This window comes from Streptomyces sp. NPDC051921 (assembly GCF_040680975.1).
GTDB lineage: Bacteria > Actinomycetota > Actinomycetes > Streptomycetales > Streptomycetaceae > Streptomyces.
The window spans coordinates 92,115-118,309 of the sequence record NZ_JBFAXU010000025.1 but is presented as its reverse complement, the minus strand read 5'-3'; the positions used below and the strand labels follow the sequence as shown (position 1 = coordinate 118,309).

Annotated in this window: 22 protein-coding genes; 14 read left to right on the top strand and 8 right to left on the bottom strand. The window is 74.1% G+C overall.

What is annotated here, in order from left to right:
- Positions 1 to 55 precede the first annotated feature (55 nt).
- Positions 56 to 1,327 carry an ABC transporter substrate-binding protein gene (locus AB0M16_RS29310; protein WP_365348184.1) on the bottom strand — a complete coding sequence of 424 codons (1,272 nt, stop codon included), beginning with the start codon at positions 1,325 to 1,327 and terminating at the stop codon, positions 56 to 58.
- 156 nt (positions 1,328 to 1,483) lie between these two features.
- Here AB0M16_RS29310 and AB0M16_RS29305 point away from each other — a divergent pair, with 156 nt between their 5' ends.
- The 9 genes from AB0M16_RS29305 to AB0M16_RS29265 all read left to right on the top strand — a co-directional run bounded on the left by AB0M16_RS29305 (position 1,484) and on the right by AB0M16_RS29265 (position 11,913).
- Entirely contained in the window at positions 1,484 to 1,990 is a 507-nt protein-coding gene (locus AB0M16_RS29305; protein ID WP_365348182.1) for a PadR family transcriptional regulator, read from the top strand.
- Positions 1,987 to 2,757 carry an ABC transporter ATP-binding protein gene (locus tag AB0M16_RS29300; protein WP_365348180.1) on the top strand — a complete coding sequence of 257 codons (771 nt, stop codon included), beginning with the start codon at positions 1,987 to 1,989 and terminating at the stop codon, positions 2,755 to 2,757. Before AB0M16_RS29305 ends, AB0M16_RS29300 begins: the two co-directional genes overlap by 4 nt.
- An 11-nt stretch (positions 2,758 to 2,768) precedes the next feature.
- Positions 2,769 to 5,102, top strand: a complete 2,334-nt coding sequence (locus AB0M16_RS29295; protein ID WP_365348178.1) for an FtsX-like permease family protein — start codon at positions 2,769 to 2,771, stop codon at positions 5,100 to 5,102.
- Between the two features lie 384 nt (positions 5,103 to 5,486).
- Complete coding sequence (gene dhaK / locus AB0M16_RS29290) at positions 5,487 to 6,479, top strand: dihydroxyacetone kinase subunit DhaK (RefSeq protein ID WP_365348176.1); 993 nt, start codon at positions 5,487 to 5,489, stop codon at positions 6,477 to 6,479.
- A 7-nt stretch (positions 6,480 to 6,486) separates the two neighbouring features.
- Positions 6,487 to 7,140, top strand: coding sequence for a dihydroxyacetone kinase subunit DhaL (dhaL, locus tag AB0M16_RS29285; protein WP_365348174.1), 654 nt, complete (start codon positions 6,487 to 6,489; stop codon positions 7,138 to 7,140).
- Entirely contained in the window at positions 7,137 to 7,541 is a 405-nt protein-coding gene (locus AB0M16_RS29280) for a PTS fructose transporter subunit IIA (RefSeq protein WP_365348173.1), read from the top strand. The genes dhaL and AB0M16_RS29280 overlap by 4 nt, the downstream gene beginning before the upstream one ends.
- Positions 7,542 to 7,736: 195 nt before the next feature.
- Entirely contained in the window at positions 7,737 to 9,761 is a 2,025-nt protein-coding gene (locus AB0M16_RS29275) for an NADPH-dependent 2,4-dienoyl-CoA reductase (RefSeq protein ID WP_365348171.1), read from the top strand.
- 57 nt (positions 9,762 to 9,818) lie between these two features.
- Positions 9,819 to 10,364 (top strand): PadR family transcriptional regulator, encoded by a 546-nt coding sequence (locus AB0M16_RS29270; RefSeq protein ID WP_365348169.1) that lies wholly within the window; start codon positions 9,819 to 9,821, stop codon positions 10,362 to 10,364.
- A gap of 154 nt (positions 10,365 to 10,518) precedes the next feature.
- Complete coding sequence (locus AB0M16_RS29265; RefSeq protein ID WP_365348167.1) at positions 10,519 to 11,913, top strand: FAD-dependent monooxygenase; 1,395 nt, start codon at positions 10,519 to 10,521, stop codon at positions 11,911 to 11,913.
- Positions 11,914 to 12,003: 90 nt separating this feature from the next.
- Here AB0M16_RS29265 and AB0M16_RS29260 read toward each other — a convergent pair whose 3' ends face one another.
- The 3 genes from AB0M16_RS29260 to AB0M16_RS29250 form a co-directional block, all read right to left on the bottom strand.
- Positions 12,004 to 13,710 (bottom strand): alpha/beta fold hydrolase, encoded by a 1,707-nt coding sequence (locus AB0M16_RS29260; protein ID WP_365348165.1) that lies wholly within the window; start codon positions 13,708 to 13,710, stop codon positions 12,004 to 12,006.
- Positions 13,707 to 15,062 (bottom strand): alpha/beta hydrolase, encoded by a 1,356-nt coding sequence (locus AB0M16_RS29255; RefSeq protein WP_365348163.1) that lies wholly within the window; start codon positions 15,060 to 15,062, stop codon positions 13,707 to 13,709. Before AB0M16_RS29255 ends, AB0M16_RS29260 begins: the two co-directional genes overlap by 4 nt.
- Positions 15,063 to 15,497: 435 nt before the next feature.
- Positions 15,498 to 16,835 (bottom strand): DUF2252 domain-containing protein, encoded by a 1,338-nt coding sequence (locus tag AB0M16_RS29250; protein ID WP_365348161.1) that lies wholly within the window; start codon positions 16,833 to 16,835, stop codon positions 15,498 to 15,500.
- A gap of 248 nt (positions 16,836 to 17,083) precedes the next feature.
- Here AB0M16_RS29250 and AB0M16_RS29245 point away from each other — a divergent pair, with 248 nt between their 5' ends.
- Positions 17,084 to 17,872 carry a GntR family transcriptional regulator gene (locus AB0M16_RS29245; protein ID WP_365348159.1) on the top strand — a complete coding sequence of 263 codons (789 nt, stop codon included), beginning with the start codon at positions 17,084 to 17,086 and terminating at the stop codon, positions 17,870 to 17,872.
- A 136-nt stretch (positions 17,873 to 18,008) separates the two neighbouring features.
- Here AB0M16_RS29245 and AB0M16_RS29240 read toward each other — a convergent pair whose 3' ends face one another.
- Together AB0M16_RS29240 and AB0M16_RS29235 are read right to left on the bottom strand one after the other, a co-directional pair.
- Positions 18,009 to 19,541, bottom strand: a complete 1,533-nt coding sequence (locus AB0M16_RS29240; RefSeq protein ID WP_365348157.1) for an amino acid permease — start codon at positions 19,539 to 19,541, stop codon at positions 18,009 to 18,011.
- A gap of 140 nt (positions 19,542 to 19,681) precedes the next feature.
- Positions 19,682 to 20,677 carry a hypothetical protein gene (locus AB0M16_RS29235; protein ID WP_365348155.1) on the bottom strand — a complete coding sequence of 332 codons (996 nt, stop codon included), beginning with the start codon at positions 20,675 to 20,677 and terminating at the stop codon, positions 19,682 to 19,684.
- Between the two features lie 329 nt (positions 20,678 to 21,006).
- On the opposite strand from AB0M16_RS29235, the gene AB0M16_RS29230 reads away from it, so the two are divergent.
- The 4 genes from AB0M16_RS29230 to AB0M16_RS29215 are packed head-to-tail and all read left to right on the top strand — an operon-like array spanning position 21,007 to position 25,380.
- Complete coding sequence (locus AB0M16_RS29230) at positions 21,007 to 22,476, top strand: FGGY family carbohydrate kinase (protein ID WP_365348153.1); 1,470 nt, start codon at positions 21,007 to 21,009, stop codon at positions 22,474 to 22,476.
- Positions 22,473 to 23,894 carry an FAD-dependent oxidoreductase gene (locus tag AB0M16_RS29225; RefSeq protein ID WP_365348151.1) on the top strand — a complete coding sequence of 474 codons (1,422 nt, stop codon included), beginning with the start codon at positions 22,473 to 22,475 and terminating at the stop codon, positions 23,892 to 23,894. Before AB0M16_RS29230 ends, AB0M16_RS29225 begins: the two co-directional genes overlap by 4 nt.
- Positions 23,891 to 25,117 (top strand): FAD-dependent oxidoreductase, encoded by a 1,227-nt coding sequence (locus AB0M16_RS29220; RefSeq protein WP_365348149.1) that lies wholly within the window; start codon positions 23,891 to 23,893, stop codon positions 25,115 to 25,117. The genes AB0M16_RS29225 and AB0M16_RS29220 overlap by 4 nt, the downstream gene beginning before the upstream one ends.
- A gap of 8 nt (positions 25,118 to 25,125) precedes the next feature.
- Positions 25,126 to 25,380, top strand: a complete 255-nt coding sequence (locus tag AB0M16_RS29215) for a LapA family protein (protein WP_365348147.1) — start codon at positions 25,126 to 25,128, stop codon at positions 25,378 to 25,380.
- A 10-nt stretch (positions 25,381 to 25,390) separates the two neighbouring features.
- Here the strand turns inward: AB0M16_RS29215 and AB0M16_RS29210 are convergent, their stop codons facing one another.
- The gene (locus tag AB0M16_RS29210; protein ID WP_365348145.1) at positions 25,391 to 25,804 is read right to left on the bottom strand and encodes an SRPBCC domain-containing protein; all 414 of its coding nucleotides are present in this window, start codon (positions 25,802 to 25,804) and stop codon (positions 25,391 to 25,393) included.
- Positions 25,801 to 26,115, bottom strand: coding sequence for a metalloregulator ArsR/SmtB family transcription factor (locus AB0M16_RS29205; protein WP_365348142.1), 315 nt, complete (start codon positions 26,113 to 26,115; stop codon positions 25,801 to 25,803). Before AB0M16_RS29205 ends, AB0M16_RS29210 begins: the two co-directional genes overlap by 4 nt.
- Positions 26,116 to 26,195 lie beyond the last annotated feature (80 nt).

Below are 26,195 nucleotides of genomic sequence, written 5' to 3'. Positions count from 1 at the left end.
GACCGCTACTGAACACGCAAGTAGCCGCGCGGAGTTGCGGACGTGCGCGGAGATGTCACGAGCCGCGCGAGATGGCACCCAGCTCGCGGGTCAGGCGCCGCACGGCCTCCTCAGGGGTCTCGCGCAGCGCCAGCACGTCCTGGCCGACGGCCTGGACGGCCAGACTCACCTGCTCGTACCGCGCGCTCTTGGGACGTGGCACGGCCGCCAGCACGCTCCGGCGCAGGATCGGAAGGTAGGGATGGGCGGCGACGAGGGCCGGGTCGTCGTAGAGCGAGGCCCGCACCGGCGGCAGGGAGCCCCGCGTCAGCACGTGGCGCTGCACCCGCTCGCTCGTCAGGTAGGCGATGAGGTCCGCGGCCGTGGCCGGGTGCTTCGAGCGGGCCGACACGGCCAGGTTCGATCCGCCCAGCACGCTCGTGCCCGGCCCGTCGAGACCGGGCAGGGGAACGACGCCGAAACGCCCAGCGACCCTCGATCCGGGGCCGTTGGCGTCCGTGTAGACGTACGGCCAGTTCCGGAGGAAGAGCAGTCGGCCCCGCACGAAGGCGGCACGGGACTCCTCCTCGTCGTACCGCAGGGCCTCGGGGGGTATCCAGCCCTCCCGCAGCCCGCCCGCGAGGAACGCGAGGCCCGCTCGTGCCGGGTCCGAGTCGACCCCGACCCGCGTGCCGTCGTCACGGAGCACGGTCCCGCCCGCGGACTGGATCGCCTCGGTGACGTTGACGGTCAGCCCCTCGTAGGGGAGGAACTGACCCGCGTAGCCCTGCAGGCCGTACCGCGGAGCGAGGGTGCGTGCCTGGCGGGCCAGCTCGGCCCACGTCCGCGGCGGCTTCTCGCCTGCCGCGTCAAGGACGTCCTTCCGGTAGTACAGCAGCCCGGCGTTGGTCACGTACGGGACGGCGTACAGACGCCCTTCGAAGGTGGCCGTGTCGACCACGGGACGCAGGAAGGCGTCCAGTGCGAACCGTTCGCGGTCCAGGGGGCTGATCAGACCGGCGGCGGCGAACTCCGACGTCCAGGCCACGTCGATGTTGAGCACGTCGAACCGGCTGCTGCCGGAGCGGAGTTCGCTGAGCATCTGCGCCCGTGTCTCGTCCGCCGTGTCCGGCAGCTCGACGAGGGTGACCCGCTCGTCCCGGTGGCCGCGGTTCCAGTCGTCGACCAGCGGTGCGAGGTAGTGCGTGAGGTCGCCGGCCGTGACGAAGGTCAGCGGGCCCCGGTCCCGGACCGGCGGCTCGGCGGGTCGCTGCGCGACGTCGGAACACCCGGCCAGGACGATCGCCGCCGCGAGGATGCCCCTCCTCACGGCCCGTATCCACCGCATGAGTTCCTCCTGGACGTGGTCCCGGACGCGACGGGACCATCGTGGCAGATGTCGGATCCGGGGAATCGGTGATACTGGACCGCCAGGCGACGTGGCCGTCACCTGGTCCACCGGTCTCAGGTCCGGGCTTCCGGAACGACACAGAAGGGGGAGCGTGTGCGGCAGCAGTTGCTGGCACTCCTCACCCGGGGCCCTGCCCACGGATACGAGCTCAAGCAGGGCCTTGAACAAATGCTCGGCTCCGCCTACCCTCAGCCGAACGTCGGCCAGGTCTACGTGACCCTGGGGCGGCTGGAGAAGAGCGGTCTGATCGAGGGTGAGGACGTCGAACAGACCGGTCGCCCCAACAAACGGACGTACCGGTTGACGGAGGCGGGCCGTGCCGCCGTCTCCGCGTGGTTCGAGGAGACCGCCGACGAGCCGAGGGTGCGTGACGAGTTCTTCATGAAGCTCGCGCTGGCCCCGCTGTCGGGACTCGCCGACCCGATCGCCCTGATCAACAAGCAGCGGCGCCACCACCTGAACACCATGCGCACCCTTTCCAGGCTCGCCGCCACGGAGGACCGGGACAACAAGATCGCCCAACTCCTGATCGAGGGGGCCATGCTGCACCTGCAGGCCGACCTCGACTGGCTGGAGCGCTGTCAGGAGGAGCTGGAATGACCGGAGTTCCCGTCGCCCCACCTCCCCAGGGGACGATCGTGCACGCCGAGGGCCTGACCAAGACCCACCACGGCGACAGCGCGCCCGTCCGGGCGGTGCGGCGTGTGGACCTGACCGTGCGGCCGGGAGAGTTCGTCGCCGTCACCGGCCCGTCCGGAGCGGGGAAGTCGACCCTGCTGCACCTCGTCGGCGGTCTCCAACGGCCCGACAGCGGACGCCTGTGGCTGAGCGGCGAGCGGGTCGACGGATACTCGGAGGCCCGCTGGGCGGTGCTGCGCCGACGCCACATCGGCATCGTCTTCCAGTTCTTCAACCTGGTCTCCAACCTCACCGTCGCCGACAACATCGAACTGCCGGCCCTCCTGGCCGGGGTCTCGCCCCGGTCGGCGAGGCGGAGCAGGGCGGAACTCCTCGAAGAACTGGGGCTCGAGGGCAGGGACCGGTCGATGCCCGGCGAGCTCTCCGGGGGCGAACAGCAGCGGGTGGCACTCGCCCGGGCGCTGGTCAACAGCCCGGCGCTGCTGCTCGCCGACGAGCCCGCCGGGAGCCTCGACGGCAAGGGGACCCGCGACGTCGTACGGCTGCTCTCCCGCTTCCACCGCCGGGGCCAGAGCATCCTCATGGTCACCCACGACGCCCGCATGGCCAGTGCCGCCGACCGGGTCATCAGCTTCTTCGACGGACAGGTCACCGACGACGCGTCGCTCGGCGACGGCGGCGGCACGGCACGCCCGGGTGTGTCCGGCGTGCTCGGACTGCGAGACTGAGGCGGGGCGCCGTGCGGGCCATTCTGAGGTGGGCTCACTCCGACCTGCGGGCCCACCGGGGCGAGGCCCTGTTCGCCGTGCTCGCCAGCGCGGGCGTGATCGCCTCGCTGCTGCTGTCCGGAGCGCTGCTCGGCTACGCCGTCAACCCCTGGCAGCGGGTCTTCAACCAGTCCCAGGGCGCGCACATCTGGCTGCACACCCGAGGTGACCTCGACGCGGCCGCCCTCGCCTCGCTGGACGAGGTCGCCGCGCTGTCCGGGCCGTTCCGCACGGCCGACGCCACCGTCACCGTGGGCGGCGCGCGGGCGCGGGTCGTCCTGCGGGGCGCGGGACCGCAGCCGCCGACGGTGGCCCGCCCCCTGGTCACCGAGGGCCGCTGGCTCGACCCGGAGGCCGGCGACGGAACGGCCGGAGGCCGTCCGGGCGAGATCGTCCTGGAGAGCACGCTCGCGCGCGCCCTGTGGGCCGGCCCCGGCGACACGGTCACGGTCGCCGGGGAGGACGGCGCGCCGCTGTCCCTCCGGGTCGCGGGCGTCGCGGAGAGCGCCGAGCCCCTCTACCGGGCCGGCCAGGGGGCCGGCGTCGCCTGGGTTCCGCCCGGCACACTGGCGCGTACGGCCCCGACCGGTGCGGGACACAGCGTCGGGCTACGGCTCAAGGACCCGGACGACACCGACTACGTCGTCCAGCGGGCCGTGACGCTGCTGGGCGCCGATCGGGTCGACCAGGTGACGAACTGGCAGGAGGCCAGGGCCGACGTCGGAGGCGACGACCGGCTGCTGGGGCAGATGTTCGCCGCCTTCGGTCTGGCGGCCCTCCTCGCGGCGGCGATCGCCGTCTCCGGGGCGGTCAGGGCACGCGTGCGGGGCCAGCTCAAGGACATCGCCGTGCTGAAGGCCATCGGCTTCACACCCGGCCAGGTGATCCGGGGTTTCCTCGTCCAGCACCTGGGCTTCGCGGTCCTGGGCGCCGGGCTCGGCACGGTCGCGACCCTGACGCTCGGCCGGCGGATCCCGGGCCGGATCGGGGAGGCCGTGGTCCTGTGGCCGGAGATGCCCGGACACCGGGCGATCGTGGTGGGTCTGCCCGCGGCCGCGGTCCTCCTCATCGGCGCCGCCACCGGGCTCGCCGCCTGGCGGGCCGGGCGGGTGCCGGCCGTCCCCGCCGCCAGGTCGGCGCTCCCCACCGCCGCCCCGCTCACCCTCCTCGGTCGCCGCGCCATCGGGCTGCACCTGTCGCCGGCCCTGGTGCTCGGCTGGCGCTCCGCGTTCTCCGGCCGCGGACGCAGCATGCTGTCGATCACCAGACTCGCGCTCCCCGTCGCCCTGATGACGGTGGCCCTCGTCGCCTGGTCGACGCTCGACCAGTTCCGCAGCGATCCCGTCCGGATGGGTCGCGCCGCCGCCCTGACCGTACGCGCCGAGAAGCCGGGGCCGGCCGACGACCCGGCGCTCGAACGCGCCCTGACGGCCGTCCCGGGTGTCGAAGACGCCTTTCCCGGCGTGGAGTTCGCCGCGCTGGTACCCGGCCAGACCGGGACGATCACCCTGCGCGGCCTGGGCGGCCGGGCACGGCCGTACCCCCACACCGTCGTCGAGGGGCGTGCGCCCACCGGCCCGGACGAGGCGGTCGCCGGCCAGGGTCTCCTCGACCTGCTGGGCGTGCGGGTCGGGGAATGGGTCCGGATGACGGTCGAGGGCCGTCCGCAGATCCTGCACATCGTGGGCCGCAGCGTCGAACCCGACCAGGGCGGACGGGTGATCTCCACCTCCCTCGACAGCCTCAGGGAGGGCGCCCCGGCGCTGAGGGCACGTTTCCACGCGCTCGTCCTGCGTCCGGGGGCCGACCCGCGGGCGGTGGCGGCCGCCCTCTCCGGGGCGACCGGGGGCACCCTGGAGGTCCGCGAGAGCCCCACCCCCGCCGACCGGCTGGACGCCCCGCGCGGAGTCATCGCGGCACTCATCGCCGTCCTGGCCTTCATCGCCCTCGTCGAGATGCTCACGCTGATCGGCACCGGGGTGCGTGCCCGGGCACGCGACCTCCTGGCGATGCGGGCCATCGGCCTCACCCCCCGTCAGATCGGCGCGGTCATCGTCACGGCTGCGGCCCTCAGCACCCTGGTCTCCGCCCTCCTGGGCACCGTGGCGGGGGCCGCGCTCGGACGCCGGCTCGTCGACGAGGAGGGCCGCTCCAGCGGCATCGGATCGGGCATCGCGCACGTGCCCTTCCCGCTCCTGGCGGCCCTGGTCGCCACGGCGACCGCGGTCGGCGCCGCCGCGGCGCTCGCGCCCGCCGTGAAGACGGCACGTCGCCGTCTCATCGACTCGGCGAGCGAGACCTTCTGAGGGCGTCTCGCCGACGGGACCGGCGGACATCCCCCGGGAGGCCCTCGTCGACCGGATCGGCGGGACACCGGCCCCCCGGCAGACCCCGTCGACCGGATCGGCGGGACGCCCCCCCGGCAGACCCTCGTCGACCGGATCGGCGGGACCCCATGGGAGGCCCTCGTCGACCGGCGAGGGCGACGGCCCGGGGCGGGCCGCTCGCAGGACGCACCGGTGCGCGGGGGGTCCCGCGTCGATGATTGCGCCCATGACGCGCATGCGCGAAGCTCGTTCGCACGACCCGGTTCTGATCCGTCCTCATGTCCGTCGACCATCCGGGGAACCTGCTCCGACCTGCGAAGACCTGCCCAGCGGTTGTCCTGCTCATCTCACCAGGAGGTACCCGTGAGGATGCTCATCAATGTTCCGGAGACCGTGGTCGCGGACGCGCTGCGCGGCATCGCCGCCGCGCACCCCGAGCTGACCGTCGACGTGGAGAACCGGGTCGTGCTGCGGCGGGACGCTCCGGTGGCCGGCCAGGTGGCCCTGGTGTCGGGCGGCGGGTCGGGCCACGAGCCGCTGCACGCCGGGTTCGTGGGGCCGGGGATGCTGGCGGCGGCCTGTCCCGGCGAGGTGTTCACCTCGCCGGTGCCGGACCAGATGGTGCGGGCGGCCGCGGCCGTGGACAGCGGCGCCGGCGTGCTGTTCGTGGTGAAGAACTACACCGGCGACGTGCTCAACTTCGAGATGGCCGCCGAGCTGGCCGAGGACGAGGGCGTGCAGATCGCGAAGGTGCTCGTCGACGACGACGTGGCGGTGACCGACAGCCTGTACACGGCCGGGCGGCGCGGCACCGGGGCCACGCTGTTCGTGGAGAAGATCGCGGGCGCGGCGGCCCAGGAGGGTGCGCCGCTGGAGCGGGTCGAGGCGGTGGCCCGGCGGGTGAACGAGCGGTCGCGGAGCTTCGGCGTGGCACTGAGCGCATGCACGACCCCGGCGAAGGGCTCGCCCACCTTCGACCTGCCCGAGGGAGAGCTGGAGCTGGGCATCGGGATCCACGGAGAGCCCGGCCGGGAGCGCCGCCCGATGATGACCTCGGGGGAGATCGCGGACTTCGCGGTGGACGCCGTCCTGGACGACCTGCGTCCGAAGGGTCCGGTCCTCCTCCTGGTGAACGGCATGGGGGCGACGCCGCTGCTGGAGCTGTACGGCTTCAACGCGGAGGTGCACCGGGTGCTCGGCGAGCGCGGGGTGCCGGTGGCCCGCACCCTCGTCGGCGACTACGTGACGTCGCTGGACATGGCGGGCTGCTCGGTGACGCTGTGCGAGGCGGACGAGGAGCTGTTGCGGCTGTGGGACGCGCCGGTGAGCACCGCCGCCCTGCGCTGGGGCCGGTGAGTCGGCGATGAGCGAGGAGACGTACGGGGCCGGGTTCTTCCGGGACTGGATGACGGCGGCGGCCGCCGCCGTGGACCGGGAGGCGGACCGCCTCACCGAGCTGGACTCGGCGATCGGCGACGCCGATCACGGGGCCAATCTGAAGCGCGGCTTCACGGCGGTGAGGGCGACCCTGGAGAAGGAGCCGCCGGCCACGCCGGGTGCCGTGCTCGTCACCGCCGGACGGCAGCTGATCTCCACGGTGGGCGGGGCCTCGGGGCCGCTGTACGGGACGCTGCTGCGGCGCGCCGGGAAGGCGCTGGGCGACGCGGACGAGGTCACCCGGGCCGCGCTGGCCGAAGCACTGGAGGCCGGGGTGGCGGCGGTCTCACAGCTGGGCGGGGCGCAGGCCGGCGACAAGACGATGCTGGACGCGCTCCTGCCGGCCGCCGGGGCGCTCGGCACCTCGTTCGCGGCGGCCCGCGAGGCGGCGGAGGCGGGCGCGCTGGCGACCGTGCCGCTGCGGGCGCGCAAGGGCCGGGCGAGCTATCTCGGCGAGCGGTCCGTGGGGCACCAGGACCCGGGGGCGACCTCGTCGGCGCTGCTGCTGGCCGCGCTCGCGGAGACGGCGGGCCAGGAGGCTGCGGGCCCGGAGACGGCGGGCCCGGAGGCTGCGGGATGACGGCTCGGGTGGGGATCGTCCTGGTCTCGCACAGCGCGGCCGTGGCGGCGTCCGTGGCCGAGCTGGCCCGGGGCCTGGCGGGCGGCGGTGACACTGCGCCGATCCGGGCGGCGGGCGGGACGCCGGACGGTGGTCTGGGCACGAGCGCCGAGCTGATCGTGGAGGCGGCGAAGGGCGTCGACGGGGGCGCCGGGGTGGCGCTCCTGGTCGACCTCGGCAGCGCGGTCCTGACGGTGAAGGCCCTGCTGGCGGAGGGCGACGAGCTGCCGGAGGGCGCACGCCTGGTGGACGCGCCCTTCGTGGAGGGGGCCGTGGCGGCGCTGGTGACGGCCTCGGCCGGCGGCGACCTGGAGGCCGTGACGGCGGCGGCGTCGGAGGCGTACGCGTACCGCAAGGAGTGACTCCGCGACGCCCGCGCCGCACGGGCCGGGCCCTCCGCCGGCCGCGGGAGGGCGCGGCCTTCGCCGTACCCATCCCCTCGTGACCTGCGCTGTGGCGTCCGGCACACCGACACCCCGCGTTTGTGCAACTTGTTGCACAAGGATCGGCGCGTCGTCTACAACAGTGCGTGACGACCCCGCGCGAGGAGACGCCCGATGGCCCCGAACACCCCGTACCCGCATCTGCTGAGCCCGCTGGACCTCGGGTTCACCACCCTGCCCAACCGGGTGCTCATGGGATCCATGCACGTCGGCCTGGAGGAGGCCGAGCGCGGATTCGAGCGGATGGCGGCGTTCTACGCCGAGCGGGCCCGCGGTGGCGTCGGCCTCATCGTGACCGGCGGCATCGCGCCCAACGAGGCCGGCCGGCCCTGGGACGGCGGTGCCAAGCTGACCACCGCCGAGGAGGTCGCCGAGCACCGCCTGATCACCGACGCCGTGCACGCCGAGGGCGGCCGGATCGCGATGCAGATCCTGCACTTCGGCCGGTACGCGTACCACCCGGGCCTGGTCGCCCCGAGCGCGATCCAGGCCCCGATCAGCCCCTTCGTGCCGAACGAGCTCTCCGACGCCGAGGTCGAGCAGACGATCGAGGACTACGCCCGCTGCGCCGAGCTCGCCAAGGAGGCCGGCTACGACGGCGTCGAGGTGATGGGCTCCGAGGGCTACCTCATCAACGAGTTCATCGCCTCCGCCACCAACCACCGCACCGACCGCTGGGGCGGCTCCTACGAGAACCGGGTCCGCTTCCCGCTGGAGATCGTGCGCCGCATCCGCGAGCGGGTGGGCGAGGACTTCATCCTCGTCTACCGACTCTCCATGCTCGACCTGGTCCCCGGCGGCTCCACCCTCGACGAGGTGATCGCCCTGGCCAAGGAGATCGAGGCGGCCGGCGCCACCATCATCAACACCGGCATCGGCTGGCACGAGGCGCGCATCCCCACCATCGCCACCTCCGTGCCGCGCGGCGCCTACACCTGGGTGACGAAGAAGCTGATGGGCGCGGTCTCCGTGCCGCTGGTCACCAGCAACCGCATCAACACCCCCGAGGTCGCCGAGCAGATCCTCGCCGAGGGCCGCGCCGACATCGTCTCGATGGCCCGCCCGTTCCTGGCCGACCCGGACTTCGTCGCGAAGGCCGCCGCGGACCGCGCCGAGACCATCAACACCTGCATCGGCTGCAACCAGGCCTGCCTGGACCACACCTTCAGCCTGAAGATCACCTCCTGCCTGGTGAACCCGCGGGCCTGCCACGAGACGGAGCTGGTCCTCTCCCCCACCCGCCTGGCCAAGCGCGTCGCCGTCGTCGGCGCGGGCCCGGCCGGACTGGCGTGCGCCGTGTCGGCGGCCGAACGCGGCCACACGGTCACCCTGTTCGACGCCGGGACCGAGATCGGCGGCCAGCTGAACATCGCCAAGCAGGTGCCGGGCAAGGAGGAGTTCGACGAGACGCTGCGCTACTTCCGGGTCCAGCTCGCCGAGCGCGGGGTCGAGGTCCGTCTGAACACGCTCGTCACCGCCGCCGACCTCGACGCCTACGACGAGGTCGTCGTCGCCACCGGCGTGACCCCGCGCACCCCCGAGATCGAGGGCGTCGACCACCCGAGCGTGGTCGGCTACCTGGACGTCCTGCGCGACCGCGTGCCCGTCGGCGAGCGGGTCGCGATCCTCGGTGCGGGCGGCATCGGCTTCGACGTGGCCGAGTTCCTCACGGACGGCGGCGAGGGCGCGAGCCAGGACCCCGAGACGTACTTCCGCCAGTGGGGCGTCGACACCTCGTACGAGACCCGGGGCGGCCTGCGCACCCCCGAGCGGCCCCGGCCGCCGCGCCAGGTCCACCTGCTCCAGCGCAAGACCACCAAGGTCGGCGCGGGCCTCGGCAAGACGACCGGCTGGATCCACCGCACCGAGCTGAAGCACCGCGGCGTCACGATGGTCGCGGGCGCGTCGTACGAGCGGATCGACGACGAGGGCCTGCACATCACGATCGACGGCGAGCCGCAGCTCGTCCCCGTCGACACGGTCGTGCTGTGCACCGGCCAGGAGCCGCGCCGCGGTCTGTACGAGGAGCTGGTCGCCGCCGGCCGCGCGGCGCACCTCATCGGCGGTGCGGACGTCGCCGCCGAGCTGGACGCCAAGCGGGCGATCGACCAGGGCACGCGGCTCGCCGCCGCCCTGTGAGCCAACGGACCCGGTGACCGCCCGGCCGGTCGGACCCGCCGAACCTAGGATGCGTCCATGTCCCTCCCGCACGCGATCCTCACGGCGCTGCTCGAGAAGCCGTCCTCCGGCCTCGAACTGACCCGCCGCTTCGACCGGTCGATCGGTTACTTCTGGTCGTCCACGCACCAGCAGATCTACCGGGAGCTCGGGAAACTGGAGCAGGCGGGGTACATCCGTGCCCTGCCCTCCGCCGTTCCCGCGCGCGGACAGAAGAAGGAGTACGAGGTGCTGCCCGCCGGCCGCGACGAGCTCGCGGCCTGGGTGGACACCGCCGAGGACCCCAAGCCGCTCCGCTCGGCGCTGCTGCTGCGGCTGCGCGCCGCGGCGGTGGTCGGCGGCCGGGGCCTGCGGGAGGAGCTGGAGCGCCATCTCGGTCTGCACCGACGCCAGTTGGACGAGTACCTGGAGATCGAGACCCGGGACTTCCCGCCGGAGCGCCGGTCCGCGGAGGCGGACCGGCTGCGGCACCTGGTGCTGCGCGGCGGGATCGACCTGGAGCGGTTCTGGGTGCAGTGGCTGACCCACGCGCTGGAGGAGCTCTCCGAGCCCGCCGGGGAGTGACACCGGCCCGGCGCCCCGTCTCGACGAGCCCGTCCACTCGGTCGGGCCTCCGCGGCTCGGCGCCCGCGACGTGCCCCCGCACGAGCGTGGATACTGGTCAGCCGGAGACCGAAGGATCCACGGGGGTGTGGGTCCACCACGCGAAAGGGCGAGGATGGGCGACGAGTTGGGGCCCCGCAGGACACGCCACGCGGTGGTCGTCGGGGGGAGTCTCGCGGGCCTGCTGGCCGCGCGGGTGCTGAGTGAGCACGCCGAGCGGGTCACGGTCGTCGAACGCGACCGCTATCCCGAGGACGCGGAGGCCCGCCCCGGCGTCCCGCAGGGCCGGCACCTCCACGTGCTGATCACGGGCGGGCAGCGCGCCCTCGACGAGCTGCTGCCCGGGTTCATGGGCGAACTGCACGCCCTGGGCGCGCCGAAGGTCGGCGCGCCCTCGGACATGGTCCAGTGGCAGAACGGGCAGTGGTTCGCCCGCACCGCGGCCATGGCGCACTACGCCACCGGAACGCGCGACCAGCTCGACTGGCTCGTGCGCAAGCGGGTGTTCGCCGACCCGCGGATCGAACGGATCGAGGGCACCGAGGCGGTGGGGCTGCTCGGCGACTCCTCCCGGGTGCGGGGCGTGCTGCTGCGCGAGCGCGGCGCGGGCAGGTCCAAGGAAACGTACCCGCTGGAGGCCGATCTGGTCGTGGACGCCTCCGGGCGCTCGACCCGCGCGGCGGACTGGCTGGCCGGGATCGGCGCCGAGGCCCCGCACGAGGAGACCCTCGACACCGGCCTGGCGTACAGCACCCGGATGTACCGCTCCCCCGCCGAGGACCCGTCGGTCGACGCCCTCGGCTACTTCGTGGTGCCCAACCCGAGCCAGGTGTACGGCGGTGTGGTGCTGCCCGTCGGCGACGGCCGCCACCTGGTCACCCTCTCGGGCCTGCGCGGTGACGAACCGCCGACGGACGAGGAGCTGTTCGAGGAGTACGCGCGCAAGCTGCCGCACCCGGTGATCAGCGAGTGGATCGCCAAGGCGGAGCCGGTGTCGCCGGTGTACGGCTACCGCAAGACCGCCAACATCCGGCGCCGGTACGACCGCCCGGGCCGCCGCCCGGCCGGTTTCCTCGCCACCGGCGACGCGCTGTGCGCCTTCAACCCGATCTACGGGCAGGGCATGACGGTCGCCGCGCAGAGCGCCCTCGCCCTGCGCAGGGCGCTCACGGACCCGAAGCGCACCCCGACCACCCGGCGGGTGCAGCGGGCGCTGCTCGACGCCTCGAAGCAGGCCTGGGACATCTCGGCCGGCGCCGACAAGAAGATGCCGGGCGCGGTCGGTGACGCGGCTCGTCCGGGGGCCATGGACTCGTTCACGGGCTGGTACCTGGGCCGCGTGCAGCAGCGCGCGGCGGGCAACCCGGTGGTCGGTGCGCCGTTCCGCGCCGCGCTGACCCTGACCGCCCCGCTGACCGTCCTGTTCGCCCCGGCGGTGGTCCGCGAGGTGCTGTTCGGCCCGGTGCCGCGGACCCCGGCCGAGCCGCCGCTGCTCCGCGAGAACGGCTGAGACGGGCGGGGCCCCGGCAGTGCGAGGGGCGGCGGTGGACCTGCCACCGCCGCCCCTCGCCCCAGGTGGAATCCGCCCGGCGGGCGTGCCTCACGTACCGATCTCGAACGCGGGCGGCTCGAGGCCCGCGAGACAGCTGGTGTCGGGTGCGTCCGGACGGGCGAAGAACGAGACGGTCATCGTCTGCGCGCACCTCGAGTCGGCGAAGACCACGTGCGCGACGTAGGGCACCGTGACGGCGATGGACCGGCTCAGCGTCCGGGCGGCGTACGGGCCGCTGCTCGGCGCGGTCTGGGAGTCGAAGCCGCCGGACAGGACGAGGGTCGGGATGTCGCTGTAGGTCCTGCTCCGGATCGAGGGGTCCGCCGGGGGGACGTCCCAGGCGCGGCAGTCCGCGTGCATCCAGCTGAGCAGGGGGGCGTTGGCCAGCACCGAGCGGGGGAAGGACGGGAACAGGCGCTGCCCCGCACGGATCACGTCCGCCTCGCTCTCGAACGGTGTCCACTCCCGGCAGAAGACGCCGAAGACGAGGCCGTGGGAGACCCTTCCGATGGCCTGCGGGCTGAGCTTTCCGCCCGCGTACTGCTCGGCGATCCGCTGCGGGTTGCCGTGTGCCAGTTCGTCGATCGAGCGGGGCACTCCGGCCGCGAGGTGGCTGGCGAAGGTCAGCCAGTTCACCAGGAGTCCGCCGTCGATGACGACCTCGACCGGCTGCGGCCGGCCCGGGACGGTGACGGTGGTGGTGACCGGCCGGGCTTCGAGGTCGACGACCAGGCGCTCGAAGGTGGCCTTGAGGTTCGGATAGCGGGTGTTGCAGGCGGGCTGGTCCGCGCAGGCCTTGAAGATGCCGTCGAAGCCTTCTCGTGCGGCCTTCCAGGTCACGGCGCCGCCCGCCAGGGACGGCGGCAGGACGCCGTCGATGCCGACCGACCGGATGCCCTCCGGGTGCAGGCGCATGTACTGGAGCGCCAGGTCGGTCCCGTAGGAGATGCCGAACACGTTCCACTGCCTGATGCCGAGGGCCTTGCGCAGGTCGTCGTAGTCGGCGGCGCTCTCGGTGCCGTTGTAGGCGCTCGGGTCGGCCCCGCGGCGCACCACCTGGTCGCGGCACTTCCGCGTCTCCTCGACGTGCAGGCGCCCGGTGGACGGTGCGCCGAAGACGAGGTCGAGGGAATCCGCGGCGAACTCGTCGACGTTCCGGCAGGTGAGCTCCGGGTCGGCCGAGTAGGTCCCGCGCTGTGACATGAAGATCAGGTCGCGGTCCCGGTTCAGGCCGCCGTTGAGCGCCATCGGGATCTCGGAGACCGCGTCGTCGCCGGGCCCGCCGGCGAGCCACACGATCGGATCGCCCGCCTTCTTGCTCGTGGCCGCCGGGATGATCGCCACCGCGAGGGTGATCTTGCGGCCTTGGTGCCCCTCGCCCCCGCGGTTCCCGCGGTTCCCGTGGTCCCCGTGGTCCCCGTGGTCCCCGTCGTCCCCGTGGTCTCCGTGGTCCGCATGGTCCCCGTGAACCTCGTGGTCCCCGTGGTGCCGGTCACGCTTCTCGGGGACGGTGAGCGTTCCGCAGTACGCGTCCTTCAGGGCCGGGATCGGGTCCGCCGTCCTCGGGCAGGGCCCCGGCTCGAAGCGGGCGTGACCCGCCGTCCGGGCGACCGTGCCGAGCGGCGCCGTGGGGCCGGACTCGGCCTGGACGGGGGCCGCGACGAGGCCTGCGGCGAGGACACCGGCGGTCGCCCCGGCCAGCGCGGCCGGGAGCCGTCGCGTGGCGCGGCGCTGGGGCGGTCGAAGGGACATCATTCGGTCTCCGCGTCAGGGGTGATGGTGAACGGCTTGGGCTGGAGTCCCGCCACGCAACGCGTGTCGGGCGCGGTCGGACGTGCGAGGAAGGAGGCGAGGACGCTCGCCGCGCAGGGCGACTGGGGAACCACCCAGTGGCCGATGCCCGGGATCACCACGGACGTCGATCGGGGCAGCGTGCGGGCCGCGACCCGGGCCCAGCTCGCGCCGGTCTTCTGATCGAAGCTTCCGGAGAGGACGAGCGTCGGCACCTTGCTGTACGTGGCGACCCGCTGGATCGCCGTGCGGTCCGGGACGTTCCAGACCCGGCACAGGTCGTGCTCGAAGGGCAGCTGCGGGGGCTGGACGAGGACCGAGTCGGGCCACCCCGGGAAGTTCCGGCGCCCCGCCTTCAGCACGTCGTGCTTCGAGAAGCCGGGCGTCCACTCGGCGCAGGCCACCGACTGCGTCATGCCGTGGGCGAACCCGCCGATGACGGTCCCCACGTCGACGGCCCGGGCCCGGGCGAAGCGCTCCGGGTTCCCGTGGGCGAGCTCGTCGAGCGCCGCGGGGACGTCGACGGCCTTGACGGTGTTGGCGACGAGGATGTTGACCAGCGCGCCCCCGTCGAGGTCGACCTTGACGGGGTCCCCGCCCGACGGCGGCTCGGCCATGAGCGTCAGAGGGTGCGCTTCGAGGCGGCGGACCTGTTCGTCCAGCGTGCGCCGCAGGTGCGGGTAGCGGGCCTTGCACCGGGGCTGGGCCTCACACGCCGCGAAGATCTCACCGATCCCCTCGGCGAAGCTGTCCCAGGTCCAGGGCAGGTTCACGACCTTGGGCGGCGCGACCGAGTCGATCGCCACCGAGCGGATGCCCTCGGGGTGGAGACGCAGGTAGGTGAGGGCCAGGTTGGTGCCGTACGAGTAGCCGTAGACGTTCCACCGGTCGATGCCCAGGGCTTCCTTCAGGTCGGCGAAGTCCGCCGCGTTCTCGGTCGTGTTGTAGGAGCTCAGCCGGATCCCGTCGCGGGTGAGGCGGTCACGGCACTCCTGGGCCGCTCCCACCAGGAGCCGCCCGGTCGCAGGGGAGTCGTAGCGCAGCCCCACGGCCCTGATGTTGAAGCGGTCGATCTCCGGGCAGGCGAGGTTCGGCTGCGAGTACCGCACGCCGCGCTGGGCCATCACGATCAGGTCGTGATCCCGGTTCACGCCGGAGGAGACGAGGAAGGGGATGCTGTCGAACGCGTCCCCGCCGGGCCCCCCTTCCATGAACACCACCGGCTCGTCGGCCGGCTTGCCCGAGGCGGCCGGGATGATCGCGACGGCCAGCCGGATGGTCCGGCCGCCGCCGCGGTGGGACCGGCTCTCGGGCACCTCCAGGAATCCGCACCGCCCGGGAACCGGCTCGGGGGTCTGCGGGCAGGGAGCGGGCACGAACCGCGCCGGACCCCCTGGATGGGGACCGCGCACGGCTGGTGACGCCGGGGTGACCGGTGCCGGCGGACTTCCTGCTGTCGGGGCACTTGCCGCCGTCGGGCCGGCCGCACCCAGAAGGGTGAGTCCGGTGGCGGCGAGGGCGAGACCGGTACGAGCGCTGCGGGAACGTCTCCTGCCGTACGGGCGCCGGGCGGGGGCCCGTACGGTGCCTTCTTCCGTCATGTGGTGGGGTCTTCCTGTGGACCACGGCCGCCCCGGCCGGGACGACGCCGCGTGGCTGAGCCCGCCGCGGCACGGGCCGGGCGGGCACTGTGCTCGTCAGCCTGCGGTCGTGGCCGGACCCCCACCACTCGTGGGCTCCACTCGGAGCATTCAGACGCCCGGGGCCGCCGTCACCACTCCGGCCGCGATGCCCGCGCTGAGCGCCGCGTAGTCGTCGGCGTTCTGCCCCGCGTAGCGCAGGGCGAAGTCGGCGATGGCCTTGTCGAAGACGTCGGAGGAGCCGAGGTAGGCCGCGATCGCGATCCGGTCACCGGAGCGGGCGTGCGCCCGGGCGAGGGCCCGGCCGCACAGCCGCGCGTAGTCGCGGAGCAGCGCCGGCGACATGGACTCCACCTCCGCGGAGCCCTTCATGTCGCGCAACTGACGCCAGTAGAAGTGCCGTTGCTCGGGTCCTGTCATCCAGCCGAGGAAGATGTCGCTGGCGGCCTGGGTGAGCCGCTGCCCGGACACCACCCGGTGTCCCTGGTGGCTGTACACGCTCGGCGGCAGGTACTGCTCGAGGACCGACCGGCCCGCCTCCTTGATCTGCAGGAACAGCGGGTCGGCGTCGTCGCGCCCCTCCAGGAGGAGGATGAAGCAGCGGGTGCCGACGCTGCCGACGCCGACCACCTTGCGGGCGGCGTCGACGAAGCGGAAGCGGTCGAGGAGCAGCCGGCGCTCCTCCGAGAGGGAGCTGCGGTAGTCGCTGAAGATCTTGCCGATGCCGACCCGGTCGACGTCGGTGACCCGTTCGAGGAGCGGCGGGTCCTCGATGATGTGCCGCCCGGTCTCGTCCTTCTCCGTGAGCTTGCCGAAGGCCTGGAGGCTGGTGCGCCGGCGGGCGCGGGCGAGCCGGTCCTTGAGGCGGGTGCGGTCGGCCCCGCGCACCAGGGAGGCCAGGTCCTCGGCGGCGATCCGCTCGTACCAGACGTCGAGTTCGCCGACCTCGGCGAGGCGGCGCACGGCCGTGCGGTACGACTCGGTGGCGACCAGGGCGGCTCGGTGGGCCTTGGCCTTGGTGGTGCCGTTCTGGAGGGCGGCGACGGCGATGGAGGCGGCGAGTCGCTTGACGTCCCACTCGAAGGGTCCGGGGAGCGTCTCGTCGAAGTCGTTGACGTCGAAGAGGAGCGCCCGTTCGGGTGAGGCGTACACGCCGAAGTTGAGCAGGTGGGCGTCACCGCAGAGCTGGACGGTGAGTCCGGTGTGCCGTTGCGCGGCGAGGTCGGCGGCCATGACGGAGGCCGCGCCGCGCAGGAAGGCGAAGGGCGAGACGGCCATCCGGCCGTAGCGGATGGGCACGAGCTCGGACAGCCGGTCGGCGGACTCGCGTTCCAGCACGGCGAGCGGGTCGGGGCGCTGCGAGGAGGGTATCCAGCGGCCGTGCGAGGAGCGGGGGACGCGCTTGCGCGCGGCCCGGCCTCTCTCGGCCCGTTCCGACGGAGTCGTCATCCGACCTCACCCGCCTCTTCCCGCGCTGCTGCCACCACTGTTCCGGTGCGATCCATTACAAATCGCCCCGCCCGTTTCGGCCACTCTCACCGACGGGGCTTCCCGAATGGTTTAGACCAATGATAGGAATTGATCACCCCTACGGGTCGAGCGGTCACACCGCGCAACGGTGGCAGCGCACACGTTCCCGCGCCCGCCCGGCTCCGCACCACCGGGTACGCCCACGCACGACAGAGAGGGTCCGAGACATGGCCGAGCCCGTTCCCGAGCACGGACCTGGGGCGGAGCTTCCGCTCTACCTCCGGGTCGCCCGCGCCCTGCGGGACGACCTCACCCAGCACCACATCTCCCCCGGCACGCGGCTCCCGTCCGAGCGCCATCTGGCGCACCGCTACCACGTGAACCGGCAGACCGTCCGCAGCGCGCTCCAACTCCTGCGCGAGGAACGCCTCGTGGTGACCGACCGGCGCGGCACCTTCGCCGCGGGAGCCGAACACGAGCCCGGGGTCCCCGCACCCACCGGGCTCGTGCGGACGTTCCCGGGCGGTCCCCGGGCCGCCGACGCCCTGGTCCGCGCCACGCTTGCCTGGGAGGCGCCGCCGGCGACCCTGGCCGGCCGGCTCTCGCTGGCACCCGGGGAGCCGACCCTCGTGCACCGCCATGCGGTGCTGACCCCGGCCGGCGCCTCCCTGCAGCGCTCCGTCAGCTGGTTCTCGCGGCCGGCGCTCCTGGAGATCCCGCAGCTCGGCCGCTACCGGCCCACCGGCGAGCGGTACCGCCGGCCGGACCTGCGGCTGCTCTACCACTGGATGCACCAGGCGGGCCTGCGCACCGTCCACCGCGAGTCGATCGGGGTGCCGGGCGCCGCACCCCCCGAGCGGGCCGGCGGCGCGGCGACCGGGATCGGAACGGCCGGCGGCCCGACCCGGCTGAGCGTCCACCGCGTGGTGAGCGACCACCACGGCCACGCCCTGGAGGTCACGGACATCGACGTCGCGGCGCGGACCGGAGCCTGGACCTACGAGTTCGGCGGCTGAGCCCCGAGGCCGGCGCGCGGGCCCCCGCCGGGGCCGCCGCCGACCGCCCACGCGGCAGGACCGGGCCCCGTCCGGGCGGGAAGCAGCGGCTCCCGGCCCCGATCCGGCCCGATCCTGTCTGATGGGCGAGACGGACCTAGACGATGCCCTCCGCGATCTCCGCCTCCTCACGGGCGCTGCCGTACGCCTGCGGCGTGCCGTACGAGCGGCGGGCGACGTACCACCAGACGCTGGCGAGGACGAGCACGACCGCGAGGGCGATCACGGCGTAGTTCATCGTGTCGACCGTGACGGGGGAACGCTGCGGCAGGCAGAACAACACGGTCACGAGGGCCACCCAGACCACCGCGATCCAGCCGATCGGCCGGCTCCACCGGCCCAGGTTCCACGGCCCGGGGACGAAGGAGCGGCCCGCGCGCAGCCGCAGCAGGATCGGGATGGCGTAGGCGGGCGTGATGCCGATCACGTTGATGGCGGTCACGGCCCCGTAGGCGGTGGCCGAGTACAGCGACGGCAGGGCGAGCAGCGCGGCGACCACCACGGAGAGCCAGACGGCCGGGACCGGGGTGTGGGTGCGGCTGCTGACCCGGCGCCAGAGCGAGGAGCCCGGCAGTGCGTTGTCGCGGCTGAACGCGAAGACCATCCGGCTGGCCGCGGCCACCTCGGCGTTGCCGCAGAAGAGCTGGGCCACGATCACCACGAGCAGCAGGGCCTTGGCGCCGCCCTCGCCGAGCGCGTCAAGGAGGATCTGGGCGGGCGGCACGCCGGTGGCGGTGTTCTGCGTGCCCGCGTAGTCCTGGATGGCGAACGTCAACCCGGCGAGCAGGGCGAAACCGGCGATCCAGGAAGCCCAGATGGAACGGACGATGCCCTTGGCGGCGGCCACCGAGGCGTTGGAGGTCTCCTCCGAGAGGTGCGCGGAGGCGTCGTAGCCGGAGAAGGTGTACTGCGCGAGCAGCAGGCCGATCGCGGCCACGTAGAGCGGGTTGGCCCACCCGGTGTCGTTCACGAACTCGGTGAAGACGAACGTGGCCGACTGGTGGTGGTCGGGGACGACGGCGAGCGCGCCGACGATGACGGCGACGCCGCCCAGGTGCCACCAGACGCTGACGGAGTTGAGGATGCTCACCAGGCGGACGCCGTAGAGGTTGAGCACCGCGTGCACGAGGAGGATCGCCAGGAAGATCAGGAAGGTCGACTCCGGGGTGGGGGTGAAGCCCCACTGGAGGTTGAGGAAGGCCCCGGTGAAGAGGGCGGCGCCGTAGTCGATGCCGGCGATGGCGCCGAGGAGACCGAGCAGGTTCAGCCAGCCCGTGTACCAGCCCCAGCGGCGTCCGCCGAGCCGGTCGGCCATGTAGTAGAGCGCCCCGGAGGTCGGGTAGGCACTGGTGACCTCGGCGAGCGCGAGGCCCACGCACAGCACGAAGAGGCCGACGCCCGCCCAGCCCCAGAGCATCACGGCGGGGCCGCCGGTGCCGAGGCCGAAGCCGTACAGCGTCATGCAGCCGGAGAGGATGGAGATGACGGAGAAGCTGATGGCGAAGTTGCCGAAGCCGCCCATCCGGCGGGCGAGGACGGGCTGGTAGCCGAGCTCTCTGAGCCGGGCCTCCTCGTCCCTGGGCGCCGGTGGCGGCTTGCGTATCGCGTCGGTGGGAGCGGTGCGGGACATGCGTTCCTCCGGGGGAAGGGGGACGGACAGGTCCGTACGGGGGTCACGGACCGGGGGACGTGCACGGGGGTCACGCGCGACGTGCGGGGGGAGCGGCCGTGGGGCGGCCGCGGGCTCCCTCCGGGGCCGGGAGGCCGCCGTCAGGGTCCGGTGCGGTCCTCGCCGGCACCCAGGCACCGGGCCCGGGACCGCAGGAAGACCTCCTCGGCGGGGCCGCGCTCGTCGGGGTGCGCGGTCCGGTACGACCAGGGCTGCGGGGTCCAGTAGGGCCCGAGCGCGTCGAACACCCGTGCCGCGTCGGCGAACTTGAGGGCCCCGTGGAGGGCGTGGGCCAGGTGATTGAGGTCGAGCAGGCTGGCCTCTTCCGTGGCGCAGAAGAGGAACCAGGAGTCCATCGCCCCACGGGCGTCGCGCACCGCGTCCTCGGCCACCCAGTGCAGGTCGAGGGCGCGTTCGTGACCGCGCTCGCGCTTGTAGCGCTCGACGCGCACATAGAGGGGCAGGGCGTGCAGCGCGGAACCGACCGGGGCCGAGGAGGCCGCCCACTGGGCGTAGTTGACGGCCTCGGAGAGGGGTCCGGACCGGCGGGCGTAGACGAACTGGAGCATCCGGTGGTGCGCCTCGCGGTTGAAGGGGTCGCGCTTCTCGGCCTCGGCGAGCAGCCCCCAGGGGGCCGGCGGCAGCATGGGTGCGGGCGGTACGGCCCGGTGCTCCTCCATGCGCTGCTGGACGTCGAGCAAGGAGAGGGCGAGCCGGCAGACCCAGGGGACGGGGTCGGCGGGGGCGTGCTCGGCGGCGTGCAGGCAGGCGGTCCAGGCCTCCTGCCAGAGTTCGCGGGTGCGTGCGTGCGCGGAGCGGTGGGCCCGTACGGCGCGCTCGACGGCGACCCGCGCGTGCATCACGGCGGCGGCGCCGGACCCCGGCTGCTCGGCGCACCAGGTCTCGACGACGTCGGTGCCGGCGGCGACGGCCCCGAGCACCTGGGTGCGCCGGGTCCAGGCGGGCCAGCCGGAGGTCTCGTCGAGTAATCGGGCCATGGCCACCCAGCGGCCCGTGCGCAGGTCCTGGACGGCGCCGCGCAGGGCGTGGTCGTGGCCCGCCGGGTGGTAGACGGGCCGGAAGCCGTGCCCGGCCATCAGGCGGCGGGGCGGTGGGTGGACGACATGGTTCCTCGGTGAGTCGGTGACGGGGGTGGTCAGTCCCCTGGGGCGGTGTGGTGCCGACCCGGCCGTTGATCGGCGATCACTATAGAGGTCGCCGGACGTGACCGATCCACTTTTCTCCGTGACCGGAACTATCCAGCCAGCGACCGGATTTGATTTGGCGTCAGCGAGAGGTCTGGACCTGACGAGTTTGCCTCCGAAGCCTTGACGGGCCGCCCCGGCTGCATCAGGCTGACCGGTTCCATGGTCGAGAAGGCGATCAAGGACGTCCAGGAACCCATGAACCGCAGGGAGTCGCAGACATGACGGGCCCGGTACTCGCCGTCGACCAGGGCACGTCGGGCACCAAGGCCCTCGTCGTCTGCCCCGAACGCGGGGTGATCGGCAGCGGCTTCGCCGCGGTGCACCCGCGCGCGCTGCCGGGCGGCCTGGTCGAGGTCGACCCCCGTGAGCTGTACGACTCCGTCGTCACCGCCGGCCGGGCGGCCCTCGCCGAAGCCGCGGAGCCCGCCGTCGCCGTCGGCCTCGCCAACCAGGGCGAGACGGTGCTCGCCTGGGACCCCTCGACCGGCGAGCCGCTCACCGACGCGCTCGTCTGGCAGGATCGCCGGGCCGCCGCACTGTGCGACGAACTCGCGGATGAAGCAGCCGAGTTGACACGGATCACCGGTTTGCCGCTCGACCCCTACTTCGCCGCACCCAAGATGGCCTGGATCCGCCGCAGCCTCACCGGCGCCGGCGTCGTCACGACCAGCGACTCCTGGCTGGTGCACCGGCTCACCGGCGCGTTCGTCACCGACGCCGCCACCGCGGGGCGCACCGGCCTGCTCGATCTGGACGCCGTCGCCTGGTCCGACCGGGCCCTCGACGTCTACGGCCTCGGCGGCGAGCGCCTGCCGCGGGTGGTGGACTGCGACACCCCGGTCGGCACGACCACCGCCTTCGGTCCGCCGCTCCCCCTCACGGGCCTCCTCGTCGACCAGCAGGCCGCCCTGCTCGCCCAGGACGTCACCGAGCCCGGCACCGCCAAGTGCACGTACGGCACCGGGGCCTTCCTGCTCGCCCAGACCGGGTACGCGCCGCGGCGCGGCGACTCCGGCCTGGTCGCCTGCCCCGCCTGGCGGCTCGCCGGCCGCACCAGCTACTGCCTGGACGGGCAGGTGTACACGGCCGCGTCCGCCGTCCGGTGGCTCACCGAGCTCGGCGTGATCGCGGACGCCACCGAGCTCGACACCGTCGGCGGTGCCGTTCCCGACGCGGGCGGCGTCACCTTCGTCCCCGCGCTCGCCGGGCTCGCCGCCCCCTGGTGGCGCGGTGACGTGCGCGGCGCGCTCACCGGACTCGGCCTCGACACCGGTCCCGGACAGCTCGTCCGGGCCCTGTGCGAGGGCATCGCCGCGCAGGTCGTGGAGCTCGCCGGGGCCGCGGCGGCCGACCTGGGCGCACCGCTCACCACCCTGCGGGTGGACGGCGGGCTCACCCGGTCGGCGCTGCTCATGCAGACCCAGGCCGACCTCCTGCAGCGCCCGGTCGAGGTGTCCGCGCTGCCCGACGCGACCGCCCTCGGCGTGGCGGCCGTCGCCAGGCTGGGCCGGCAGCCCGGGCTCGCCGTCCACGAGGCCGTACCGGCGTGGAAGCCTTCGGCCGTGTACGAGCCGCGGATCACGGCGGACGAGGCCGCGGAGCGCAGGGGGCGCTTCCGTTCCGTGGTGGCGGGGCTGCTCGCCGACGCCGGTGGCGCGGGCTCCGGCGCGGGGGGTTCCGCCGCGTGAGCGTCACCCGCCGCGGGGCGCTGCCGGACACCTCGGCGCCGGACGGCGCGTACGACGTGACCGTCGTCGGGGCGGGCGTGGTCGGCTGCGCCGTCGCCCGCGAACTGGCCCGTCACTCGCTGCGCGTCGCGCTCGTGGAGGCGAGCGGCGACATCGGCGAGGGCAGTTCCAAGGCCAACACGGCGATCCTGCACACCGGTTTCGACGCCGTGCCCGGCTCCCTGGAGGCCCGCCTCGTCCGCGAGGGGAGCCGGCTGCTCGGCGCGTACGCCGAGGAGACCGGCATCCCCGTCGAGCCCGTCGGCGCCCTGCTCGTCGCCTGGGACGAGGAGCAGCTCGCCGCGCTCCCCCGCCTCGCCGACAAGGCCGTCCGCAACGGGCACCACGACACCCGTCCGCTCTCGCCCGCCGAACTGTACGCACGGGAGCCGCACCTCGGCCCCGGGGCGCTCGGCGCCCTCGACGTGCCGGGCGAGTCGATCGTCTGCCCCTGGTCGACCCCGCTCGCCTACGCCACCCAGGCTGTGCGCTCGGGCGTCGACCTGCACCTGGACTGCCGGGTGGAGAAGGTGCGCGTCGGCGGTCCCGGCACGCCGCACCGGCTGATCACGCGTCGCGGGGTGCTGCGCACCCGCTTCCTGGTCAACGCGTGCGGACTGTACGCGGACGCCTTCGACGCGCTCGTCGGCCGCCACGACTTCACGGTCACCCCGCGGCGCGGACAGCTCGTGGTCTTCGACAAGTTCGCCCGCGAACTGGTGCGGCACATCCTGCTGCCCGTGCCGGGAGCGCTCGGCAAGGGCGTCCTGATCGCGCCGACGGTGTACGGGAACGTGATGCTCGGGCCGACCGCCGAGGACCTCGACGACAAGACGGCGACCGGCTCGACGGCCGCGGCGCTCGCCGGGCTGCGCGCACAGGGCCGCCGGATCCTCCCGGCGCTTCTCGACGAGGAGGTCACCGCGGTCTACGCGGGCCTGCGCGCGGCGACCGGCGCCGAGGACTACCGCATCGCCGCCCACCCCGAGCTGCGCTACGTCACGGTCGGCGGCATCCGCTCCACCGGCCTCACGGCCTCGCTCGCCCTGGGCCGGCACACGGTGGACCTGCTGGCCGACGCGGGCCTCGTCCTGGGGGCCGAGCGGCCGCTGGCGCCCGTGCGGATGCCGAACCTCGGCGAGGCCTTCCCCCGCCCGTACCGGGACGCCGGCCGGATCGCCCGCGACCCGGCGTACGGCACGATCGTCTGCCACTGCGAGCGCGTCACCCTGGGCGAGATCCGGGACGCGCTCGACTCCACCGTGCCGCCCGCGTCCCTGGACGGCCTGCGCCGCAGGACCCGGGCCAGGGCGGGGCGCTGCCAGGGATTCTCCTGCGGCGCGACAGTGCGGGCCCTGTTCGAGGAGGGCGTGCGGTGAACCGTACGGTCGACGTCCTGGTGGTCGGGGGCGGGCCCGCGGGCCTGGCCGCGGCCGCCCGGCTCGCGGCGGCGGGCGCGGGCCGCGTCGAGGTCCTGGAGCGGGAGCGGGTGGCGGGCGGTGTGCCGCGGCACTGCGGGCGCGCGGGCTTCGGCCCGTACACGGGGCCCGGGTACGCCCGGCGGGCGGTGGACGAGGCCGTACGGTCCGGGGCGCGCGTCCGCACCGGGGTGGGCGCGACCGGCTGGGCGGGGCCGCTCACCCTGGAGGTCACGGCCCCGACCGGCCCGGAGTGGGTCACGGCGCGCGCGGTCGTCCTGGCCACCGGGGCGCGCGAACGCCCGCGCAGCGCCCGCCTGGTGCCTGGCAGCCGGCCCGCCGGGGTGCTGAGCACCGGGGAACTCCAGCAGTCGGTCGAGGTGTTCGGCCTGCGCCGGGAGCGGATCGGCCGCCGGGCGGTGGTCGTGGGCTCCGACCCGATCGCCCGGCACGCGGCCCGCACGCTGCGCCGGGCGGGGGTCGAGGTGGCGGCGATCGTCGCGGACCGGTCCCGCGGGCCGCGCCTGCCGGGCCCCGTCCTGCGGGGCGCGACCGTGGTCGAACTCGTGGGCCGGGGGCGCCTCTCCGGCGTCGTGGTGCGCGGCGCGGACGGGCGGACGGGGCTGCTGCGCTGCGACACGGTGGTCTTCACGGGCGACTGGCTGCCCGACCACGAACTGGCGCGCACCGGCGGCGTCCTGCTCGATCCGGCCACCCGCGGCCCCTCCGTCGACCCGGCGCTGCGCACCTCCGTGCCGGGTGTCTTCGCGGCGGGCAATCTGCTGCGCGGTGTCGAACCGGCCCTGGCGGCCGCGGCGGAGGGCCGACAGGTCGCCGCCGGCGTCCTCGCCCATCTGGCCGGCGTCCCCTGGCCGGGCCCGGGCGTCCCGCTGCTCCCGGCGGGGGCGCTGCACTGGCTGTGCCCGGGCCGCCTCACCGGCCCCGCCCCCTCGCTGCTGCTCCGCCCCACGACCCGCCTCGTGCGGCCGCACCTGACCGTGGAGCAGGACGGGCGGCTGCTCCACGAGCGGCGGCTGCCGGCCCTGCTGGAGCCGCACCGCTCCCTGCGCCATGCGGCCGCCTGGGCCGCTGCGGCGGATCCGGGGGGCGGAGCGGTGGTGGTGCGACTGGACGCCACGGGCGGCGGGAGCACGGGTCGCCCGGCCGCGGCAACCCTCGCATAATGGGCCTTATGGCCCAGCGATCCGCGAAACACCACCCGCCGCCGACGGTCACGGTCAAGGGGCGGGACATGCGACTGCGCACCTTGGGGTTCCTCGCGCTGCTGGCCCTCGCCATCTGGTTCATCGCGGTCAACACCGGTTCGGTCACCATCCGGCTCTGGATCCCCACCGTCACGCTGCCGCTGTGGAGCGTCCTGACCGTGACCCTGCTCGTCGGCGTCGTGCTCGGACTGTTCATCGCCCGGCGCCGCGCCCGGCGGTAGCCGGCGGCCGCTACCGGTCGAGCAGCCCGGCGAGCCGGTCCAGGACGTGGGGCCAGCCGTGGCCCATGCCGTCGTAGGCCTGGCGCCCCATGGGCGAGTCGAGGTCGAATCCGGCATGGGTGAGGAAGAGGCGGGTGCCCTTGCCCTCCGGTTCGAGCCGCCAGGTGATGGTCGTGTCGAGCGAGCCCTCGGCGAAGCGGTAGGCGAACAGGCGCTCGGGGTCGACCTCGGTCACCTCGCAGGGCTGGCTGCCGAAGGCGCCCATGTCGAGGGTGAAGCGGTGCCCGACGACCGGCTTGACGTCGCCTGCGGCCCACCAGCGGGCGTGCAGCTCGGGGTCGGTGAGGGCGGCCCAGACGGCTGCCGGGGGGTGCGGCAGGAACTTCGCACAGTGGATCGCGTCGGTCCGCGGGGTGTCGGTCATGTCTCGTTCTCCTCGTCCAGCAGCTCGGCCAGGGCGTCCAGGCGCTGCGTCCAGAAGTGCTCGAAGGGGTGCAGCCACTCGCTCACCTCGGCCAGCGGGGCCGGCCGCAGGTGGTAGAAGCGGTGCCGTCCGCGAGGCTCCTCACGGACCAGGCCGGCGGCCTTGAGCACGGCCAGGTGCTCGGAGACCGCCGGTCTGCCGAGCTCGAACAGTCCGGCCAGCTCCCCGGTGGAGCGCGGGCCGTCCCGCAGGCTTTCGAGCAGTCTGCGGCGCACCGGATTGGCCAGCACGCCGAACACGTCGGTGGGCATGCCCCCACAATAGGTCGGGAATCTCCGACGCGTCAAAGTTTTCCGACGGGTCGTGGCGAAGGTACGCAGCAGGGATGTGC

Coding starts and splice junctions, on each gene's coding strand:
- AB0M16_RS29260 (WP_365348165.1), bottom strand. CDS start 13,710: ATGATGTCCCTTCGACCGCCCCAGCGCCGCGCCACGCGACGGCTCCCG.
- AB0M16_RS29300 (WP_365348180.1), top strand. CDS start 1,987: ATGACCGGAGTTCCCGTCGCCCCACCTCCCCAGGGGACGATCGTGCAC.
- AB0M16_RS29265 (WP_365348167.1), top strand. CDS start 10,519: ATGGGCGACGAGTTGGGGCCCCGCAGGACACGCCACGCGGTGGTCGTC.
- AB0M16_RS29205 (WP_365348142.1), bottom strand. CDS start 26,115: ATGCCCACCGACGTGTTCGGCGTGCTGGCCAATCCGGTGCGCCGCAGA.
- AB0M16_RS29230 (WP_365348153.1), top strand. CDS start 21,007: ATGACGGGCCCGGTACTCGCCGTCGACCAGGGCACGTCGGGCACCAAG.
- dhaL (WP_365348174.1), top strand. CDS start 6,487: ATGAGCGAGGAGACGTACGGGGCCGGGTTCTTCCGGGACTGGATGACG.
- AB0M16_RS29270 (WP_365348169.1), top strand. CDS start 9,819: ATGTCCCTCCCGCACGCGATCCTCACGGCGCTGCTCGAGAAGCCGTCC.
- AB0M16_RS29245 (WP_365348159.1), top strand. CDS start 17,084: ATGGCCGAGCCCGTTCCCGAGCACGGACCTGGGGCGGAGCTTCCGCTC.
- AB0M16_RS29215 (WP_365348147.1), top strand. CDS start 25,126: ATGGCCCAGCGATCCGCGAAACACCACCCGCCGCCGACGGTCACGGTC.
- AB0M16_RS29235 (WP_365348155.1), bottom strand. CDS start 20,677: ATGGCCGGGCACGGCTTCCGGCCCGTCTACCACCCGGCGGGCCACGAC.
- AB0M16_RS29250 (WP_365348161.1), bottom strand. CDS start 16,835: ATGACGACTCCGTCGGAACGGGCCGAGAGAGGCCGGGCCGCGCGCAAG.
- AB0M16_RS29240 (WP_365348157.1), bottom strand. CDS start 19,541: ATGTCCCGCACCGCTCCCACCGACGCGATACGCAAGCCGCCACCGGCG.
- AB0M16_RS29210 (WP_365348145.1), bottom strand. CDS start 25,804: ATGACCGACACCCCGCGGACCGACGCGATCCACTGTGCGAAGTTCCTG.
- AB0M16_RS29310 (WP_365348184.1), bottom strand. CDS start 1,327: ATGCGGTGGATACGGGCCGTGAGGAGGGGCATCCTCGCGGCGGCGATC.
- AB0M16_RS29280 (WP_365348173.1), top strand. CDS start 7,137: ATGACGGCTCGGGTGGGGATCGTCCTGGTCTCGCACAGCGCGGCCGTG.
- AB0M16_RS29275 (WP_365348171.1), top strand. CDS start 7,737: ATGGCCCCGAACACCCCGTACCCGCATCTGCTGAGCCCGCTGGACCTC.